At 65.6% G+C, this 17,534-nt stretch carries 14 protein-coding genes; 5 read left to right on the plus strand and 9 right to left on the minus strand.

Annotated elements, in window-relative coordinates:
* Positions 1–2: 2 nt before the first annotated feature.
* Genes G513_RS0103805 through G513_RS0103820 form a run of 4 tightly spaced genes read right to left on the minus strand, consistent with a single transcriptional unit; the run spans position 3 to position 4,618 of the window.
* The gene (locus tag G513_RS0103805; protein ID WP_022975499.1) at positions 3–1,574 is read right to left on the minus strand and encodes an ArnT family glycosyltransferase; all 1,572 of its coding nucleotides are present in this window, start codon (positions 1,572–1,574) and stop codon (positions 3–5) included.
* The gene (locus G513_RS21235) at positions 1,567–2,634 is read right to left on the minus strand and encodes a glycosyltransferase family 2 protein (RefSeq protein WP_022975500.1); all 1,068 of its coding nucleotides are present in this window, start codon (positions 2,632–2,634) and stop codon (positions 1,567–1,569) included. The genes G513_RS0103805 and G513_RS21235 overlap by 8 nt, the downstream gene beginning before the upstream one ends.
* Positions 2,635–2,670: 36 nt before the next feature.
* Complete coding sequence (locus G513_RS21240; RefSeq protein WP_022975501.1) at positions 2,671–3,618, minus strand: lysylphosphatidylglycerol synthase domain-containing protein; 948 nt, start codon at positions 3,616–3,618, stop codon at positions 2,671–2,673.
* Positions 3,619–3,625: 7 nt separating this feature from the next.
* The gene (locus G513_RS0103820) at positions 3,626–4,618 is read right to left on the minus strand and encodes an NAD-dependent epimerase/dehydratase family protein (protein ID WP_022975502.1); all 993 of its coding nucleotides are present in this window, start codon (positions 4,616–4,618) and stop codon (positions 3,626–3,628) included.
* Between the two features lie 163 nt (positions 4,619–4,781).
* Between G513_RS0103820 and dnaX the strand changes: the two genes are divergently transcribed.
* The 3 genes from dnaX to recR all read left to right on the plus strand — a co-directional run bounded on the left by dnaX (position 4,782) and on the right by recR (position 7,530).
* Positions 4,782–6,488 carry a DNA polymerase III subunit gamma/tau gene (gene dnaX / locus G513_RS0103825; RefSeq protein WP_022975503.1) on the plus strand — a complete coding sequence of 569 codons (1,707 nt, stop codon included), beginning with the start codon at positions 4,782–4,784 and terminating at the stop codon, positions 6,486–6,488.
* A 96-nt stretch (positions 6,489–6,584) separates the two neighbouring features.
* Positions 6,585–6,902 carry a YbaB/EbfC family nucleoid-associated protein gene (locus G513_RS0103830; protein WP_022975504.1) on the plus strand — a complete coding sequence of 106 codons (318 nt, stop codon included), beginning with the start codon at positions 6,585–6,587 and terminating at the stop codon, positions 6,900–6,902.
* 28 nt (positions 6,903–6,930) lie between these two features.
* The gene (gene recR / locus G513_RS0103835) at positions 6,931–7,530 is read left to right on the plus strand and encodes a recombination mediator RecR (protein ID WP_022975505.1); all 600 of its coding nucleotides are present in this window, start codon (positions 6,931–6,933) and stop codon (positions 7,528–7,530) included.
* A gap of 59 nt (positions 7,531–7,589) precedes the next feature.
* Here recR and G513_RS0103840 read toward each other — a convergent pair whose 3' ends face one another.
* The 3 genes from G513_RS0103840 to G513_RS0103850 all read right to left on the minus strand — a co-directional run bounded on the left by G513_RS0103840 (position 7,590) and on the right by G513_RS0103850 (position 12,689).
* Positions 7,590–8,090 carry a hypothetical protein gene (locus tag G513_RS0103840; protein WP_022975506.1) on the minus strand — a complete coding sequence of 167 codons (501 nt, stop codon included), beginning with the start codon at positions 8,088–8,090 and terminating at the stop codon, positions 7,590–7,592.
* A 94-nt stretch (positions 8,091–8,184) separates the two neighbouring features.
* Positions 8,185–11,691 (minus strand): transcription-repair coupling factor, encoded by a 3,507-nt coding sequence (mfd, locus tag G513_RS0103845; RefSeq protein ID WP_022975507.1) that lies wholly within the window; start codon positions 11,689–11,691, stop codon positions 8,185–8,187.
* A gap of 92 nt (positions 11,692–11,783) precedes the next feature.
* On the minus strand, positions 11,784–12,689 hold the full coding sequence (locus G513_RS0103850; protein WP_169560497.1) for a metal-dependent hydrolase: 906 nt from the start codon (positions 12,687–12,689) through the stop codon (positions 11,784–11,786).
* 96 nt (positions 12,690–12,785) lie between these two features.
* Between G513_RS0103850 and G513_RS25320 the strand changes: the two genes are divergently transcribed.
* On the plus strand, positions 12,786–13,268 hold the full coding sequence (locus tag G513_RS25320) for a styrene oxide isomerase (protein ID WP_022975509.1): 483 nt from the start codon (positions 12,786–12,788) through the stop codon (positions 13,266–13,268).
* A gap of 19 nt (positions 13,269–13,287) precedes the next feature.
* Complete coding sequence (gene radA / locus G513_RS0103860) at positions 13,288–14,658, plus strand: DNA repair protein RadA (protein WP_022975510.1); 1,371 nt, start codon at positions 13,288–13,290, stop codon at positions 14,656–14,658.
* 27 nt (positions 14,659–14,685) lie between these two features.
* On the opposite strand, the gene chrA is transcribed toward radA, so the two are convergent.
* A complete protein-coding gene (gene chrA, locus G513_RS0103865; RefSeq protein WP_022975511.1) occupies positions 14,686–16,065 on the minus strand; it encodes a chromate efflux transporter in 1,380 nt (459 codons plus the stop codon).
* Between the two features lie 118 nt (positions 16,066–16,183).
* Positions 16,184–17,452 carry an HlyC/CorC family transporter gene (locus tag G513_RS0103870; protein WP_022975512.1) on the minus strand — a complete coding sequence of 423 codons (1,269 nt, stop codon included), beginning with the start codon at positions 17,450–17,452 and terminating at the stop codon, positions 16,184–16,186.
* Between the last annotated feature and the right edge of the window lie 82 nt (positions 17,453–17,534).

Consider the following 17,534-nt stretch of genomic DNA (forward strand, 5'->3'; position numbering starts at 1 on the left):
CGTCAGCGGCGGGCTTCGCCCTGCCTCAGCAGCAGCGCCACGCCACCCTTCTTGAACTCCGGAATCAAGGTCACGCTGGCGCCCAGTTCGCGCTGCAGGTCCGGAATCCGGTCCAGCTTCACGAATACCAGCTCGCCCGGTTCGGGCAGGCGGTTCGGGGTGATCGCGCCGCGGTAGACGCTGAACGTCGGCAGGTAGGTGCGATAGCTGACCGTCGACGTGCCCAGTTCCTTGGCCCGCAGCGCCGCTTCCCGCACCGGCAACTGCTGGGCGGCGGCGAGCACCGGAATGAAGCCGAACCAGACCAGCATCGACAGCGCCATTGCGGCTCCGAGCAGGGCCTGCCAGGCGGCGGTCCTGCGGCGGAACAGCAGCACCAGGATGATGATCAGCACTGCGCCGCTGAGGATCATGTAATCGAGCCCGAATGAACGCGCCGCCAGGGAGACGATGCCGGCTTCGTAGGGACGATCGCTGTCGATCGGAACCATCGGCAGCACCCAGGGCAGGCTGGCCAGCAGCAAGGCGAACAGCAGCGCCGGCAGCAAGGTCCAGAATTTGGCCGGCAGGCGGTTCCAGGCGCGGCCGAACAGCACGAACAGCGGCGTGCAGCCGTACAGCAGGTAATGCGGCAGCTGGGTGCCCGAGAACGAGAAGAACAGGAACACGAAGGCGAACCACAGCAGCAGGAACACATCGAGCGGATCAGGCTTGCGCAGGCGCGCGAACGTGCCGGGCAGCAGAGCAGTAAACGGCAGCACGATCAGCGGCAGCGCGGCGACGTAGTACCAGAGCTTGCCGCCGTGACCCTGCATCGTCGAGCCGTAGCGGGTCAGGTTGTGCTCGAACAGGAAGTGGAAGAAGAAATCGGTCTGGCCGGTCATCGCCAGCGGCGCCATCCACAGCGCGACTACCGCCAGGAACACCAGCCAGCCGTAGGGATCGAACACCGCAGCGAGCCAGCGCAATGGCTGACGCTGGCTGAGGTAGAAGACCAGCGAGACGATCACCGGCAGCGCGACCGCGATCGGCCCCTTGGTCAGAAAGCCCAGGCCCATCCACAGATAGATGCGCAGGAGCTTGCCGCGCGTCGGCGTCAACCAGTGCTGGTAGATGCCAAGCATCGCCAGCGCGATCCACAGGTTCAGCATCGCATCGGCAATCGCTGCGTGGCCGATGACGCTGGACATCAGGCTTAGAGCGACTGCACCAGCGGCCAGCAGCGCGGCATTGCGGCTTGCGGTCAGCATGAAAGTGGCGCGGAACACCACGAACATCCAAGCCGAGGCACAGAGCGCGGACGGAAACCGGAAGCCCAGCTCATTGGCGCCGAACAGGCTCACCGAAGCCGCTTGTGCCCAATAGATCAGGATCGGTTTGTCGTAACGCGGCTCACCATTCAAGGTGGTGATCAGCCACTGGCCGGTGGCAAGCATCTCGCGCGTCGCCTGGCTGAAGGCGCCTTCGTCGAGATCGAACAGCGGCACCGCCCACAGGTTCGACCAGAAGCCGAGCAGCACCGCTGCGAACAGGAACCCCAGATGCGCTGCAGACAGCCGTTCCGTCTCAAGCACGATTGCGATCTGCCTCGTCGATGCCAAGCCGCGCCGCACCCGGTTCGGCCAGTTGCGCCCAGCCGTTGCCGGTGTCCAGCACCGCGCCGCTGGCGACGGTCAGCGGGCCTTCGGTGCGCTGATAGAACACCCGGGACAGCATTTCTGCGATCAGCCCGGTGGTCAGGAACTGGATCGAGAACACCAGCAGCAGCACGGCGACCAGGAACAGCGGACGGCCGCCGATCGATTCGCCGAGCACGAACTTGACCACGCCGAGCCAGGTCATCGCTGCGCTGCCGACGAATCCAAGCGCCAGGCCGATCGAGCCGAAGAAGTGGCCGGGGCGGGCACGGAAGCGCAGGAAGAAGAACACCGTCAGCAGATCGAGCACGACGCGGAAGGTCCGCGAAATGCCGTACTTGCTCTCGCCGAACTGGCGGGCGGCGTGGCCGACCGGCGTTTCGCCGATCCGGGTCGGGCTGGTGACCATCGCCGCCCAGACCGGGATGAAGCGATGCATCTCGCCGTACAGGCGCACCTGCTTGATCACCGTCGCGCGATAGACCTTCAGCGAGCAGCCGTAGTCGCGGATCTTCACGCCGGTGACCCGGGCGATCAGCTTGTTGGCCAGCTTCGACGGCAGCTTGCGGCTCATCCAGGCGTCCTGGCGATTGGCGCGGTAGCCGGTCAGCAGGTCGAGATCTCGCGCATACATCTCGGCGACCATGCGCGGGATATCGGCCGGATCGTTCTGCAGATCGCCGTCGAGGGTGGCGATGACCTCGCCACGCGCGGCATCGATGCCGGCCTGCATCGCCGTGGTCTGGCCGTTGTTGCGGGCAAAGCGGATGACGCGGACATGCGGGCCGTACTTCGCGCCTTCGCTGATCAGGCGCTTGCCGGTCTCGTCGAGACTGCCGTCGTCGACGCAGATCAGCTCCCAGGGGCCGGCATAGGCAGCGAGGCCTTCGTGGACGCGGGCGAGCATCGGCGCGACGTTGTCCTGCTCCCGGTACATCGGGATCACGATCGACAGGCTGGGGCTGGGCGGCAGGCTTTCCGTCACGTCGGAACTCATGGAAGACAAGGCCCAAAGTCTAGCATCGGGCTTCCGTCATTCCGGTTGAGAGGCTGGCATCGACGGCGGAGCACCCACCAGCCAGGCCAGCGCGCCAGCGATCAGCGCCGTGGTCAGCACCAGCAGGTGCAGGTTGACGGCCGCCGCCAGCAAAGCACCCAGTTCGGTGGCGCCGGAGGCGGGCGCCAGCAGCGCCATCACGCCGGCCTCGTAAGTACCGAAGCCGCCGGGCGCGTGCAGTGGCAGCACGGTCGACAGATCGCCACCGATCGCGCCCAAGGTGCCGAGCACCGGCGACAGCTGCGCCAGCAGACCGAGCACGATGCCGAGCGCCAGCAGCTTCACGCTCCACGCGGCCCAGGTCAGCACCAGATCGAGCGCCAGCCCCGAAGTCTGCTTCGGCAAGCCGGACAGTGCTTTCGCCGCAAAGCCGGCGAGCTTGCCGCTACGCCGCGCGAGCCTGGCTTGCAAGGGTTCACGCAGCGCGTAGACCGCGAGTGGTGCGACCGCCGCGAGGGCCGCGCCGAGCCAGGCCAGGGTCGACAAACCCTGCACTTTCAGCAGCCAGCCGCTGGCCGCACAAGCGGCGGCGACGGTCGCCAGCACATGCAGATCGAGCAGCCGCAGCCAGACCAAGGTGCCGGCGGCTTGCGTCGCATCGATGCCGAACCAGCGCCGCATCAGCACCGGAAAACTGACCTCGCCGGCGCGCGCCGGCAGAATCAGATTCAGCGCGTTGTTGATCAGGATCAGCCGCAGGCAGGCGAACCAGGCGCCACGCGGAATCTGCTGTTCGGCGAGATAGATGCGGGTGCCGCGCAACGCATAGCTGGCGAGCATGCCGGCGATTGCCAGCACCAGGGTCAGCGGCGCGATCTGCGACCACGGTGCCAGCAGCCGGGACCAGCCCCAGAAATGCTCGACCGCCGCCGCGAACAAGCCGAGGACGGCGACATTCAGCCCCAGCGCGAGGCCGCGATTCATGTCCGGCTCAAGGCTGGACGGCGAGCCAGCTCGCGAAGCGGGCGAGGCCGGTATCGAAATCGGTGGCCGGCTCGTAGCCGAGCAGCGCCTGCGACTTGCGGATATCGGCCCAGGTGCGGCGCATCTCGCCCGGCTGCCAGTCCTGCCAGTCGATGTTCGCTTTGACATTCAACACCGCTTCAAGCTTGTGGATCATCTCCAGCAGCCCGATCGTGCGGTTGTTGCCGAGATTGAACACTTCGTAGTTGGCGCAGGCCGGATCGGCGGCGAAGGCCATCGCCGCACGAACGCCGGCGACGATGTCGCCCCAGTAGGTGAAGTCACGCTCGGACGAACCATCGCCATAGACCGGGATGGTCTTGCCGTCGAGCATCAACCGCGCGAACTTGTGGATCGCCAGGTCCGGCCGCTGGCGTTCGCCGAACACGGTGAAGAAGCGGAGGGCGACGAAACGCAGGCCGAAGGTCTGGGCGTAGACGTAGCCCAACTGCTCGTCGGCGAGCTTGCTCGACGCGTAAGGGTTGATCGGCAGCAGGCCGAGATCGGACTCCGCCCACGGCAGGCGCGGGCAGTCGCCGTAGACGCTCGACGAGGAGCCGAACACGAAGGCCTTGATGCCGCGCTGATGGGCCAGGCTCAGCAGGTTCTGGGTGCCGATGACGTTGGTCATCTGGTAGCCGAGCGGGTCGGTCAGGGAATTCCGGACGCCGGCCTTGGCGGCGAGATGAACGATCGATGTGTACGTCCCATTGAGCAGCGAGTTCAGCTTGGCGCCATCACGGATATCGGCCTCGACCAGCCGGTAGGCCGGGTGATCGAGATGCGCGGCGATGTGCCGGCGCTTGATGCTCGCCGGGTAGTAGGGATCGAAGTTGTCGATCACCGTCACCTGCCAGCCGTCGCCGAGCAGGCCGTCGACCAGATGGCTGCCGATGAAGCCAGCGCCGCCGGTGACCAGGGCATGACCCGGCGCGAGCGGGGCGGGAAGCGGGTGGCTCAAGGGATCACTCCTGCGGGGGAACGCCTGGGAAGTACGGAGTTTACGCGGTCGCGATGGCGGTTCCGTGTGCGTTTCGCAAGCGGCCGCGGTCCGCCTGCGGGTGGCGTACCCCCGCTTCATCCGCGACAATGCCTTTACTCCGTCTGGCCATCCTGTCTCTCCCATGAGCTATCTCGCGCTTGCGCGCAAATGGCGTCCGCGCCGCTTCGAAGACGTGCGTGGCCAGGGCCATGTGGTCAAGGCGCTGACCCATGCACTCGATGGCGATCGCCTGCATCCGGCGATCCTGCTGACCGGCACCCGCGGCGTCGGCAAGACCACGCTTGCCCGCATCATCGCCAAGGGCCTGAACTGCCAGACCGGCGTCAGCGCCAATCCCTGTGGCGTCTGTTCGGCCTGCAAGGAAGTCAACGACGGCCGCTTCGTCGATCTGCTGGAAATCGACGCCGCGTCGAACACCGGCGTCGACAACATCCGCGAGCTGATCGACAACGCCCAGTACTCGCCGGCGCGTGGCCGCTACAAGGTCTACCTGATCGACGAAGTCCACATGCTGTCGAAGGGCGCGTTCAACGCGCTGCTGAAGACCCTGGAAGAACCGCCGCCGCACGTGAAGTTCATCCTGGCGACGACCGATCCGCAGAAGCTGCCGATCACCGTGCTCAGCCGTTGCCTGCAGTTCAACCTGAAGCGTCTGAGCGTCGCGCTGATCCGCGACAATCTTGCCGACATCCTCAAGGATGAAGCAGTCGATTTCGAGATCGGTGCCGTTGCCGAACTGGCGCGCGCCGCCGATGGCTCGATGCGCGATGGCCTGTCGCTGCTCGATCAGGCGCTGGCCTTCGCCGGCGGTGCCAAGCTCGAAGCGCTGGCGGTCGAAGACATGCTCGGCACCGGTGGTCGCCGCAATCTGTTCGCGGTGATCGAAGCGCTGGCGGCGCACGAGGGTGAAGCCCTGCTCGCCGCCCTTCGCCGGCTCGACGAATCGGCGCCGGATTTCCACGCGCTGCTCAACGATCTGGCGATGCTGCTGCAGCGTCTTGCGATGTTGCAGTTGCTGCCGAACGCTGGCGATGAAGACGACGATCCGCGCCTTGCGCCGCTGGCGCAGACGGTGGCCGTCGAGGACGTGCAGCTCTGGTATCAGATCGCCGTGCTCGGTCGCCGCGATCTGCCTTACGCGCCGGATCCGCGCCTCGGCTTCGAGATGAGCGTGCTGCGCATGTTCGCGCTGAAGCTCGATGATGGCGGCGGTTCGGCGGCGCCGGCTGGCGGTGGTGGCGGGCGCGCTGCTGCGCCAACCCCGGCCGCATCCGCCAAGTCCGCGGCACCGGTCGCGGCGACGCCTGCCGCTGCGCCTGTCGCCAACATTCCGCAGGCAACGCCCAGCCCACCGCGCAGCGCCCACATCCTGATGCCGAGCGCGACCCGTTCGGCGCCGACGGAAGCCTTTGTCGCGCCTGTCGCAACTCCGGCGGCTACCGCCACGCCGGGCACGGTCTGGCATCGCCTGGTCGATGAGCTGGGCCTCGACGGCATGGTTCGCCAGCTCGCCCGGCATTGCGCCTGGCTGAGTCGCGAAGGCGAAACCCTGCGCTTCGCGCTTGATCCGCGTGCCCGCCATCTGCTTACCGAGGAGCGCCGCCTCGCCGTGCAGGCCGCACTGATCGGCAAGCTGGGCCCGCTGAATCTGGATATCGGCGTCGCCGCCAGTCCCGACGTGCTGCATCCGGCCGCCGCCGACGAGCAGCGACTGATCGATCGCCAGCGCGATGCCGAGAAAGCTATCGAGCAGGACCCGGTGGTCGCCAGCTTTCGCACGCTGTTCGGTGCCACGGTGCGTGCCGGCTCGATCCAGCCCATTGATTGATTGGCCATCGGCTAGCGTTCGATTGCCGATTGAAGTCCCGCTGTGTGGCCCCACCGTCGCTGGTCGAGCCCGCAAGAACCCCGCAGGAGAGATGAGATGAAAGGTCCGCTCGCGCAGCTGATGCAACAAGCGCAGAAGGCGCAGGAAACGATGAAGAAGGTTCAGGCCGAGATCGCCGCCGCCGAGATCACCGGTGAGTCCGGTGCCGGCCTGGTCAAGATCACGCTGAACGGCAAGCACGAAGCCAAGCGCGTCGTCATCGATGCCGAGGCGCTGAAGGAAGACAAGGAATTCCTCGAAGACCTGATCGCCGCCGCGATCAATGACGCTTCGCAGAAGCTCGAGCGTCATTCCTCGGAGAAGATGTCCAAGGTCACCGCTGGCATGAATCTGCCGCCGGGCATGGGTTTCTGAGGCTGTCATCCGCCTGCACTGAACGCCGATGGCCACCTATTCACCGCGCCTGAGCCGCCTGATCGAAGCCTTGCGCCGCTTGCCCGGCGTCGGGCCGAAGTCGGCACAGCGGATGGCGTTTCACCTGCTCGATCGCGATCGTGACGGTGCCGCCTTCCTGACCACGACCCTGGCCGAAGCGCTGACCGGCATCGAGCGTTGCCCGAGCTGCCGGATGTTCCGCGAAGACCAGCAGTGCCGGTATTGCGGCGATACGCGGGTGGCCACCGGCCAGCTCTGCGTCGTCGAGGCACCGGCCGATCTGCTGGCGATCGAGAATGCCGCCGGTTATCGCGGCCGCTACTTCGTGTTGATGGGCAAGCTGTCGCCGCTCGACGGCATTGGCCCGGCCGAACTGGGCCTGGAAACGCTGGCCAGGCTGCTGGCCGATGGTTCGGTGCGCGAGCTGATCATCGCGATCAATCCAAGTGTGGAAGGCGAGGCGACCGCCTGGTATCTGGCCGAACTGGCGCGCAGCCAGAACGTGGCCGTCACCCGCATCGCGCACGGTGTGCCGATGGGTGGCGAACTGGAGTACGTCGACGGCGGCACCCTGGCGCGGGCAATCAGCGGGCGCCTGCCGGTCTAGGCAAACGGCCGGGGATGACGATCTCGCCATCCCCGACTGCGGTTACCTTCGATCCTGAATCAGTACGGCGTGCTGGCCGGGGCCGGCAAGAACGGAATGGCCGGCAAGCGGGCACGAGCAGCAGCAAACTGGCCGTTGATATCCGGAATGGCAAGCGGACCGCTGCTGGTCATTCCGATGAACTTCTGAAACGTCGGATTGTTCGCGTAAGGCGCCACGGCAGCATTGAGCGCATTGCTGATCATGAACGCCGGTCCGTCGAGGCTCGGCAAGCTGGCGAGGCCCGGCAGCTGACCGGTACCGAGGGCCAGCAGCGGCGGATTGAAGCCGATGCTCTTTCCGGTGAAACGCTCGAAGTAGCCGGTGAAGATGCGGCTTCCGGCATTCACGTCGCCTGCGGCGAACTTGGGAGCGAACTTGACGCCAAAGAAATTGCCCAGGTTTCCGACCAGATTGGAAGGCAGGGTGCCGACATAAAGCGGACCCGCCTGGGCCATCACCTGAGTCGGTGTAGCCAGGCACAGCAGCAACGCAGCCGCGGACAGCGCAGTTCTTTTCATCGGGATCTCCTCTCCATGGTTTTGGTAGTGGGTCTTGTGACCGCTCGCCCACGCCCGCCGAGAGTAACGCCGTTCAGAAAATGAGATGACGGCGTCAGGAGGTTTGTTTAGGCGGCTCCGCCACCAGCCGCGCCAGCAGCGCCTGCAGCAACGGCGCCCGCTGCGCCGGGTCTTCGAGTTCCTTCGCGGTGATGTTCAGCCGCTTCTGGCCTTCGAGCTTGTAGACCTTCGGCTGGCTCTGGATCAGCTTGATCAGCTTGATCGGCTCGATCGCCGGTTGCAGGCCGAAATCGAGCATCGCGGTCTTGGCACCGGCGCGAATCTTCACGAAGCCGGCCGCTTCGCCGAGCTGACGCAGGCGCGCGGAGTCGCAGAGGCGCTCGACCTGCGGCGGCAGCAGGCCGAAGCGGTCGATCAGTTCTACCTTCAGCTCTTCCAGCGAATCCTCGTCCCTGGTCTCGGCGATGCGCTTGTACAGCACCAGACGGGTGTGGACATCGGGCACGTAATCGTCCGGAATCAGCGCCGAAGAACCGAGATCGACCTCGCAAGGCGCCTGGCCGAACGGCGCGTCGGCGATCTTGCCGTGGCGCAGCGCACGCACCGCATTGGCGAGCAGCTCCGCGTACATCGTGAAGCCGATCTCCTCGATCTGGCCGCTCTGGTTTTCGCCGAGCAGCTCGCCGGCGCCACGGATTTCCAGATCCTGCGTCGCCAGCGCGAAGCCGGAACCGAGTTCGCCGAGTTCCTCGATCGCTTGCAGACGCTTGTTGGCGTCATCGCTCAAGGACCGCCGCGATGGCACCAGCAGATAGGCGTAGGCGCGGTGATGACTGCGGCCGACACGGCCACGCAGCTGATGCAGCTGGGCGAGGCCGAGATGATCGGCGCGGTCGATCAGGATGGTGTTCGCGGTCGGCACGTCGATGCCGGATTCGATGATCGTCGTGCAGACCAGGATGTTGAAGCGGCCGTGATAGAAATCGAGCATCACCTGCTCGAGTTCGCTGGCCCGCATCTGGCCGTGCGCGACTCTGACCTTGCCTTCCGGCACCAGGGTCTGGATCTCGGCGGCGAAGCGCTCGATGTCCTTGACCTCGTTGTGCAGGAAATACACCTGGCCGCCGCGGCGCAACTCTCTGAGGCAGGCTTCGTAGACGAGTGCCGAATCCCATTCGGCGACGAAGGTACGGATCGCCAGACGCGAAGTCGGCGGCGTGGCGATGATCGACAGATCGCGCAGCCCGGCCATGCTCATGTTCAGGGTGCGCGGGATCGGCGTGGCGGTCAGCGTCAGCAGGTGCACTTCGGCGCGCAGGTTCTTCAAGCGCTCCTTGTGGCGGACACCGAAGCGGTGTTCCTCGTCGACGATCACCAGCCCGAGATCGGCGAAGCGCACATCGTCCTGGATCAGGCGATGAGTGCCGATGACGATATCGACCTGGCCCTTGGCGAGATCGTCGAGCAGCGCTTTCTGTTCCTTCGCGGTGCGCAGGCGGCTCAGGCCGGCGATGCGGATCGACGGGGTGCCAGCCGGTTCGCCGATCGCTTCGCAGTACTGAGCAAAGCGATCGCGGAAGTTCTTTTCATGCTGCTGCACGAGCAAGGTGGTCGGCGCCAGCACGCAGACCTGCTTGCCGTTGATCGCTGCCGCGAACGCGGCGCGCAGCGCGACCTCGGTCTTGCCGAAGCCGACATCGCCGCAGACCACGCGATCCATCGGCTTGATCATCGCCATGTCGGCGAGCACGGCGTCGATCGCCTTCTGCTGGTCCGGGGTGGTGACGAAGCGGAAACCCTCGTTGAACACGGCGAAGGCTGTTTCGTCGATCGGCAGCGCCATCCCTTCGCGTGCCGCGCGCCGGGCCTGTATCTGCAGTAGTTCGGCAGCGACATCGGCCGCCCGTTCCTTGGCCTTGGCGCGGGCTTTCGACCAGCGATCCGAACCGAGATTGTGCAGCGGTGCCGCCTGCTCCTCGGCGCCGGTATAGCGGTGGATCTGGTTGAGGCTGGCGACCGGCACATAGAGCTTGTCGGCGTCGGCGTACTCGAGCACCAGATACTCGGCCTCGATGCCGCCGGCATCGAGCCGCAGCAGGCCGCGATAGCGACCGACACCGTGTTCGACATGCACCACCGGTGCACCGAGCTTCAGATCGTTGAGATCGCGAAGGATGGTTTCCGGATCGCGGACCTTGCCGCGCTTGCGCAAGGACACCGGCGCGCGCGAGCCGAACACCTGCGCCTCGGCGATGATCGCGACGTTCGCTGTCGGCAGATTCAGGCCGTCCTGCAATGGCCCGAGCAGGATGCCGTAGCGGTTGCCATCACCGGCAAACGTGGCCCAGCGATCGTACTGGCGCGGCAGGATGCCGAGCGGCTTCAGCCAGCCCAGCAGCGCTTCGCGTCGGCCGGCGGATTCGGCGATGAACAGCACGCGGCTGGCCGTTGTCTTGAGGAAAGCCTTGAGTTCATCGGCGGTACCGGCGATCGGCGCGCAGGCGAAGTCGGCGAGGCCCTCGGCCTGCGCTGCCGATTCGCCCATGCCGACTTGCGGGTAATAACCTAGCTCTTCTCGCGCCGTTGCAGGCGTGACGAACAGATCCCCCGGCCGCATCAGCGGCCGTTCCAGATTCCCCGAATAGCGCTCGAAACGCTCCTCGATCTGCTTCCATTCGCTGGCGAGTGCCGCGTCCAGATCATCGGTGGCGATGATCAGCGCGTGTACCGGCAGGTAGTCGTAGATGGTCGCGGCGGCCGCCGAATTCGCTGTTTGGGGCGAGAAGAACAGCGGCAGATAGGCTTCGACGCCGCCCGGCATCAGATTCTTGCTGACTTCTGAATAGATGCGCGAACGCGCCGGATCGCCCGGGAAATACTCGCGGTAGCGACGCCGGAAGGTTTCGATGCCGGCCTTGTCGGTCGGAAATTCGCGGGCCGGCAGCAAGCGGATTTCGCCGACTTTCTCGGTCGAGCGCTGGGTGTCCGGATCGAAGACGCGGATCGACTCGACTTCGTCGTCGAACAGGTCGAGGCGATAAGCGTCAGACGCGCCCATCGGGAACACGTCGATCAAGGCGCCGCGCACCGCGAATTCGCCCTGTGTCTGCACCTCGGACACGCTCTGGTAGCCAGCGGCGATCAAGCGTTCGCGGAAGGCGTGCGGCGGCAGCTTGTCGCCGGCCTTGAGTAGCAGCGCGCGGCCATCGAGCCAGCTGCGCGGCGGCAGTCTTTCCAGCAAGGTGCCGGAGGTGATGATCAGCACGCCGCGCGTCTGCGAGGGCAGGCGATACAGCGCCGCCAGGCGATCCGAGAGGATTTCCTGGTGCGGCGAGAACGGGTCGTAGGGCAGCGTCTCGGCGTCCGGGAAGTGCATCACCGGCAAGGCCGCATTGGCGAAGAAGCGCAGTTCCTCTTCGAGCTTGTAGGCGTGCTGCTCGCCGGCGGTGACCGCGATCACCAGGCCATCGTGACGGGCAGCGGCTTCCGCGATCGCCAGTGCTGCCGAGGCGCCGGGCAGGCCCGCCCAGTGCAGACGTGCGCCAGCCTCCGCAGGCAACGGCGGGGACAGCAGGATCGGCAGGGACGGCGGGGTACTCAAGGCGGCGGATTATGGCCGCGTGGGGGCGGTCTGTCAGCCTTGTCGGTGAACGCCGCCGTCCGGCGGGAAGCCGGATGGCGGCCGCGGCGGAATCAGGCTTGTTCGGGAACTCGCATCATCGCCGCCATCTTGGCGTGATCGATCGAGAGCACATCGCCGCCGTCGGCCTCGAAGCGCCGCCAGGCGATCTGGATCGGGTCCTGCCGGGTCGTCGCGATCGGATGACGGCGCGGGTGGTAGCTGGCGCTGAACACCGGCAGGGCTGCGATGAACAGACGGCCGAGCATTTCGCCGCAGAAGGCCATCGTCTTCAGGGCTTTCCACGGTGACCGCAGCCAGCCTTCGTGGCGGGCCATGCGCGGATACAGGCTCAGGGTTTCCTGGGCGATATGCAGCGCGGCTTTCAGCACCATCGCCTTGCGATACCACTCGTGACGGCCGTAGAGGTACTTCCAGACTTCGAAGGCGACGGCGCCATGCTCGATCTCCTCGACCTGATGCCAGACCCAGACCGCTTTCATCGTCGGATCGGCATCGGCGAACCAGCGATCGTGATGATGCAGGATGATCATGCCGGCGAGGAAGGTGAAGGTTTCGTAGCCGGCGGTGAAGCCGACTCTTTTCTTCATCGTGTCTTGATCCGTGTGTTGCTTGAACCAGGCGATCGAGGCATCGTCGATCGCGACGATGTCCGGATAGCGATTGCGCAGCGCATCGTTGAAAGCCAGCAGATTTCGCGAGTGGTTGGCTTCCTGGCCGATGATCCGGGTCACGTGCAGACGCAGACTTTCGTCCGTGATCTGCTCTCGAGCGGCCCGCATGGTGGCGACCAGATAGCGCTCGAAATGCGGCACGTGCATCGCCAGCGCATTCAGGAATACCGAGAACTCCGGCTTGGTCCGGCTCCAGACCACGTCTACATTCTGGTCAGGGCCCAGCGGGAATCGCAGCGGCCTGACCGGAAAATCATCCATCGGATGTTTCGCAAGCTCTGCCATGACGCACCTCTCATTATTTTTATGTCTCCTCGCGTCGGAGCGTAGGGCAAACTGGCGAACAAACCAAACACAATTACTAAATAGGGGAGAAGCACCATGGTCGAACGTACATCCGCTGTCCTGATCAAGAACGGCCTGGCCGGCATGCTGGTCGCGCTGATCGGCGGTTTCATGCTGACCTTCAAGATGATCGGCGGCCTGTCGTTCTCGCCGATTCCGATCTTCATCGAATACGACTTGCCGGGCACCGTCGCCGGCTGGCGCGCCGTGCATCTCGGCATGCTGCTGAACGGCATCATGGCGATCGTGCTCGGCATGGTCGTGCGGCTGTTCGTGCTCCGCGACGGCCAGGCCAGCACCGTGCGCTGGGGCGTGCTGATCGCCCTGTGGGGCAATTTCTGCTTCTACGTGTTCAGCATGTTCGGCTACAACCACGGCCTGACCATGGGCACCAACCGCCTCGGTGAAGGCAACTGGGCTGGTGCTGCCGCGTTCCTGCCGGCGGTGGTCGGCGCGGTGACCTTGATCACCGTGGTCATCGTGCTGCTGCGCGCGCCAATCAAGTCCGCCAGCCACTGACGCCGAATCACGCCTGACGATGGCCAAGTCTCTGAACCCGGGCGCCGCCAAGCTGCGTTACGTCTGCAACGCCTGCGGCGCCGACGCACCGAAGTGGCAGGGCCAGTGCGCGGACTGCGGCGAGTGGAACACCCTGGTCGAGACCACGACCTCGAAGCCGAAAGCCCGGGCCGGCAGTTTCTCGGTTGAACGCAGTGCGGTGCGCCGGCTCGACGAGATCACCGGCGAAGACACCGAGCGGGTGCCGACCGGTCTTTCCGAACTCGATCGCGTGCTCGGCGGCGGCATCGTGCCGGGCGCGGTGATCCTGATCGGTGGCGATCCCGGCATCGGCAAGTCGACCCTGCTGCTGCAGGCGCTGGCGGCGCTCGAAGGCCGGGTCAACACCTTGTATGTGACCGGCGAGGAATCGCTGACCCAGGTTTCATTGCGTGCGAGGCGGCTGGGCTTGCCGAGGCTGGACCTGCCGGTGCTCGCCGAAACCGGTCTGGAAACCATCCTCGATACCTTGACCCGCACCAGGCCCGGCTTCGTGGTGCTTGATTCGATCCAGACGCTGTATACCGATGCGCTGGACGCCGCGCCCGGTTCGGTATCGCAGTTGCGCGAATGCGCGGCCCAGCTGGTGCGTTATGCAAAGGGCAAGGGCTGCACGATCGTGCTGGTCGGCCATGTCACCAAGGAGGGTGCCATTGCCGGCCCGCGAGTGCTCGAACATATGGTCGACACCGTGCTGTATTTCGAGCAGGACGTCGGCAGCCGCTATCGAATCGTTCGTGCGGTCAAGAACCGCTTCGGCGCGGTCAACGAGATGGGCGTGTTCGCGATGACCGATGTCGGCCTGAAGGAAGTGTCGAATCCGTCGGCACTGTTCCTGTCGCGTCACGAACAGCCAGTACCGGGCAGCGTCATCACCGTCACCCGGCAGGGCTCGCGGCCGTTGCTGGTCGAGGTGCAGGCGCTGGTCGATGCGACCCAGGGCAGCAATCCGCGCCGGGTGGCGCTGGGCCTGGAAGGCAATCGTCTGGCGATGCTGCTGGCGGTGCTGCATCGCCACGCCGGCATCGCGCTCGGCGATCAGGACGTGTTCGCCAATGTCGTCGGCGGCATGCGCATCCAGGAAACGGCGGCCGATCTGCCACTGCTGCTCGCGGCCTTGTCGAGCTTTCGCGGCAAGCCGGTGCCGAATGACACCGTGGTCTTCGGCGAAGTCGGCTTGGCCGGCGAAATCCGCCCGGTACAGGCCGGCGAAGAGCGCCTGCAGGAAGCCGCCAAGCACGGCTTCAAGCGGGCGATCGTGCCGGAGGCGAACAAGCCGCGGAAGAACGTCAAGCTCGATCTGGAAGTGATTGCCGTGCAGCGGCTGACGCAGGCGCTGGACGCGATCTGAAACTCCGCTTCCGCTGCTGGCGGAGTTTCAGCGCAACCCGAACTCGATCGCCAATCCTGCCAGCGCGCAGAGGCCGATCAGCTTCGGCACGCTGAGGCCGTAGCGCAGCAAAGCAATCAGGGCAGCAACGCCGATCAGCGCGGCCGGCCACTCGAACGGCTGAGGGTAGCCTTGCGGCCAGAGCACGTGGAAGGCGAAGAACAGCGCCAGATTGAGGATCACGCCGACGACGGCGGCGGTGATGCCGGTCAGCGGTGCGGTCAGGCGCAGATCGTTGCGCGTCGCTTCGACCAGCGGGCCGCCGGCCAGGATGAACACGAACGACGGCAGGAAGGTGAACCAGGTCGCCACGCAGGCGGCCAGGGTCGCCGAAGCGAGCAGATGGCCGGCGCCGAGTGCCGAGGCCAGCGCATCGGTCTGCCAGCCACCGACAAAGCCGACGAAGGCGACGATCATGATCAGCGGGCCCGGCGTGGTTTCGCCGAGCGCCAGGCCATCGATCATCTGGCCGGCCGACAGCCAGCGGAACTGGTTGACGGCGGATTCGAAGACATAGGGCAGCACCGCGTAGGCGCCGCCGAAGGTCAGCAGTGCCGCGCCCGAAAAGAACGTGGCCATCCGGGTGATCGGGTTGTCGCTGCCGAGTGTGGCGACCAGCGCCAGCCGGACCGAGGCCCAAAGCGCGATGCCGATGATCAGCACCGTGATCAAGCCTGCCGTCCGGTACTCGGCGTGCGGGATCACGGCGTCGTCGTCGATCAGGTAAGGCGCGCCACTGCCCTTGAGGCCGCTATGGCCGCCGCCGGCCTTGAAGCGCTCCGGGGCGATGCGCCCGCCGATGAAACCGAGTGCCGCTGCGCCGAGCACGATCAGCGGAAACGGCAGATGCAGTGCGAAGATCGCGACGAAGGCTGCGGCGGCGATCGCCCACAGCGCTGCGTTGTGCAGCGCCCGCTTGCCGATCCGCCAGGCTGCCTGGACGACGATCGCAGTCACCGCCGGCTTGATGCCGTAAAGGATGCCGGCGATCACCGGCACCTGGCCGAACGCCAGATAGGCCCAGGTCAGGCCGATCAGCATCGCCAGCGACGGCAGGACGAACAGCGCCCCGGCCGCGATGCCGCCGCGAGTGCCATGCAGTAGCCAGCCGATGTAGGTGGCGAGCTGTTGCGCCTCCGGGCCGGGCAGCACCATGCAGTAGTTCAGCGCGTGCAGGAAACGGCGTTCGGAGATCCAGCGTCGGCGATCGACCAGTTCCTGGTGCATCACCGCGATCTGTCCGGCCGGGCCGCCGAACGACACGAAGCCGAGCCATAGCCAGAAGCGCAGCGCTACCCCGAATGGCACTGGGGCAGGGCGCGGCAGCGTTTCGGCGATCAGGGCCGGATTTTCAGGAAGGGTAGTCACAAGGCTCCGTCGGGCTCGAGCCCAGGCTGGAGCAGAGCTTGGACGAGAATCGTCGGTACCGAGGGCGTCTGCGTGAGCCCCGGCGGAAGTCTACCGGAGGGCTTGGCGCCCGACAGCTTCAGGACGCAGTCACCGCTATCGGCCGTATCCGCGCGCTCTTCACCGCGTTGGCGCGGATATCGGTGATCTCGACCTGATAGCCGCCGATCACCAGCCGCGCGCCCGGGCGCGGCAGTTCCTGCATCTGCTCCATGACCAGGCCGTTGAGCGTCTTCGGCCCTCCGGTCGGCAGCTTCCAGTTCAGCGAGCGGTTGAGACTGCGGATGGTCACCGAGCCGTGCACCAGTACGCTGCCATCAGCATCGAGATAGACGTTCTTGACCCGCGTTGCCGGGTCCGACGTGAACTCGCCGACCACTTCTTCGAGGATGTCTTCCAAGGTCACCAGGCCCTGGATGTCGCCGTACTCGTCGACCACGAAACCGATGCGCCGCTTCTGGTCCTGGAAGTTCAGCAGCTGCTGGTTCAGCGGCGTGCCTTCGGGGATGTAGTAGGGGTCGCGGACCAGGGTCAGCAGGGTTTCGAGCGTGAGGTTGTCCTGCACGGTCAGGCGCAGCACCTTGCGCAGATGAACGATGCCCTTGAGATCGTCGATCGAGCCATCGAACACCGGCAGCCGCGTGTGGCTGGAAGCGATGATCACTTCGCGGATCTTTTCCCAGGGCTCGGAGATGTCGATGCCGACGATCTCGTTGCGCGGAATCATGATGTCCTCGACGGTCGCCTTTTCCAGATCGAGGATCGACAGCAGCATGCGTTGATGGCGCTCGGGAATCATGGCGCCGGCCTCCGCCACCACCGAGCGCAGTTCCTCGCTCGACAGACTGTGTGCGGCAGCATCCTCCGGGCTGACGCCGAACATCCGCAGCACGCCGTTCGACAGCACGTTCACCACGTAGACCACCGGGTACACGATCCACTGCAGCGTCGTGTAGATGTACGCGGACGGGATCGCGACCTTTTCCGGATGCAGTGCGCTGAGCGTCTTCGGGGCGATCTCGCCGAAGATCAGGATGAACACCGTCAGCACGCCGGTGGTCGCGGCGATCCAGGCGCTGCCGTACAGCTCCAGGGTGATGATGGTGGCGATCGCGGTGGACGCCGAATGCACGGCGATATTGCCGAGCAGGATCATGCCGATCAGGCGATCGGGCCGCTCCAGCAGCTTTTCAGCGAGTTTGGCGCCGCGGTGACCGGATTTCGCCAGGTGGCGCAGGCGATAGCGGTTGAGTGCCATCAACGCCGTTTCCGATCCGGCGAAGAACGCCGACAGCAGAAGCAGGAAGACCAGCAGGATCAGCAGCGCTACTAATGTCTTGTCGTCCAACTGGAAACCCTTGACCCCCCGGACCTCATTAAACCGGACAGGCGGGGTGGCGTGTCAAGCCTGCGTCCGATTGCTGCGGGCC

It is taken from the genome of Nevskia ramosa DSM 11499, from assembly GCF_000420645.1.
Lineage (GTDB): Bacteria > Pseudomonadota > Gammaproteobacteria > Nevskiales > Nevskiaceae > Nevskia > Nevskia ramosa.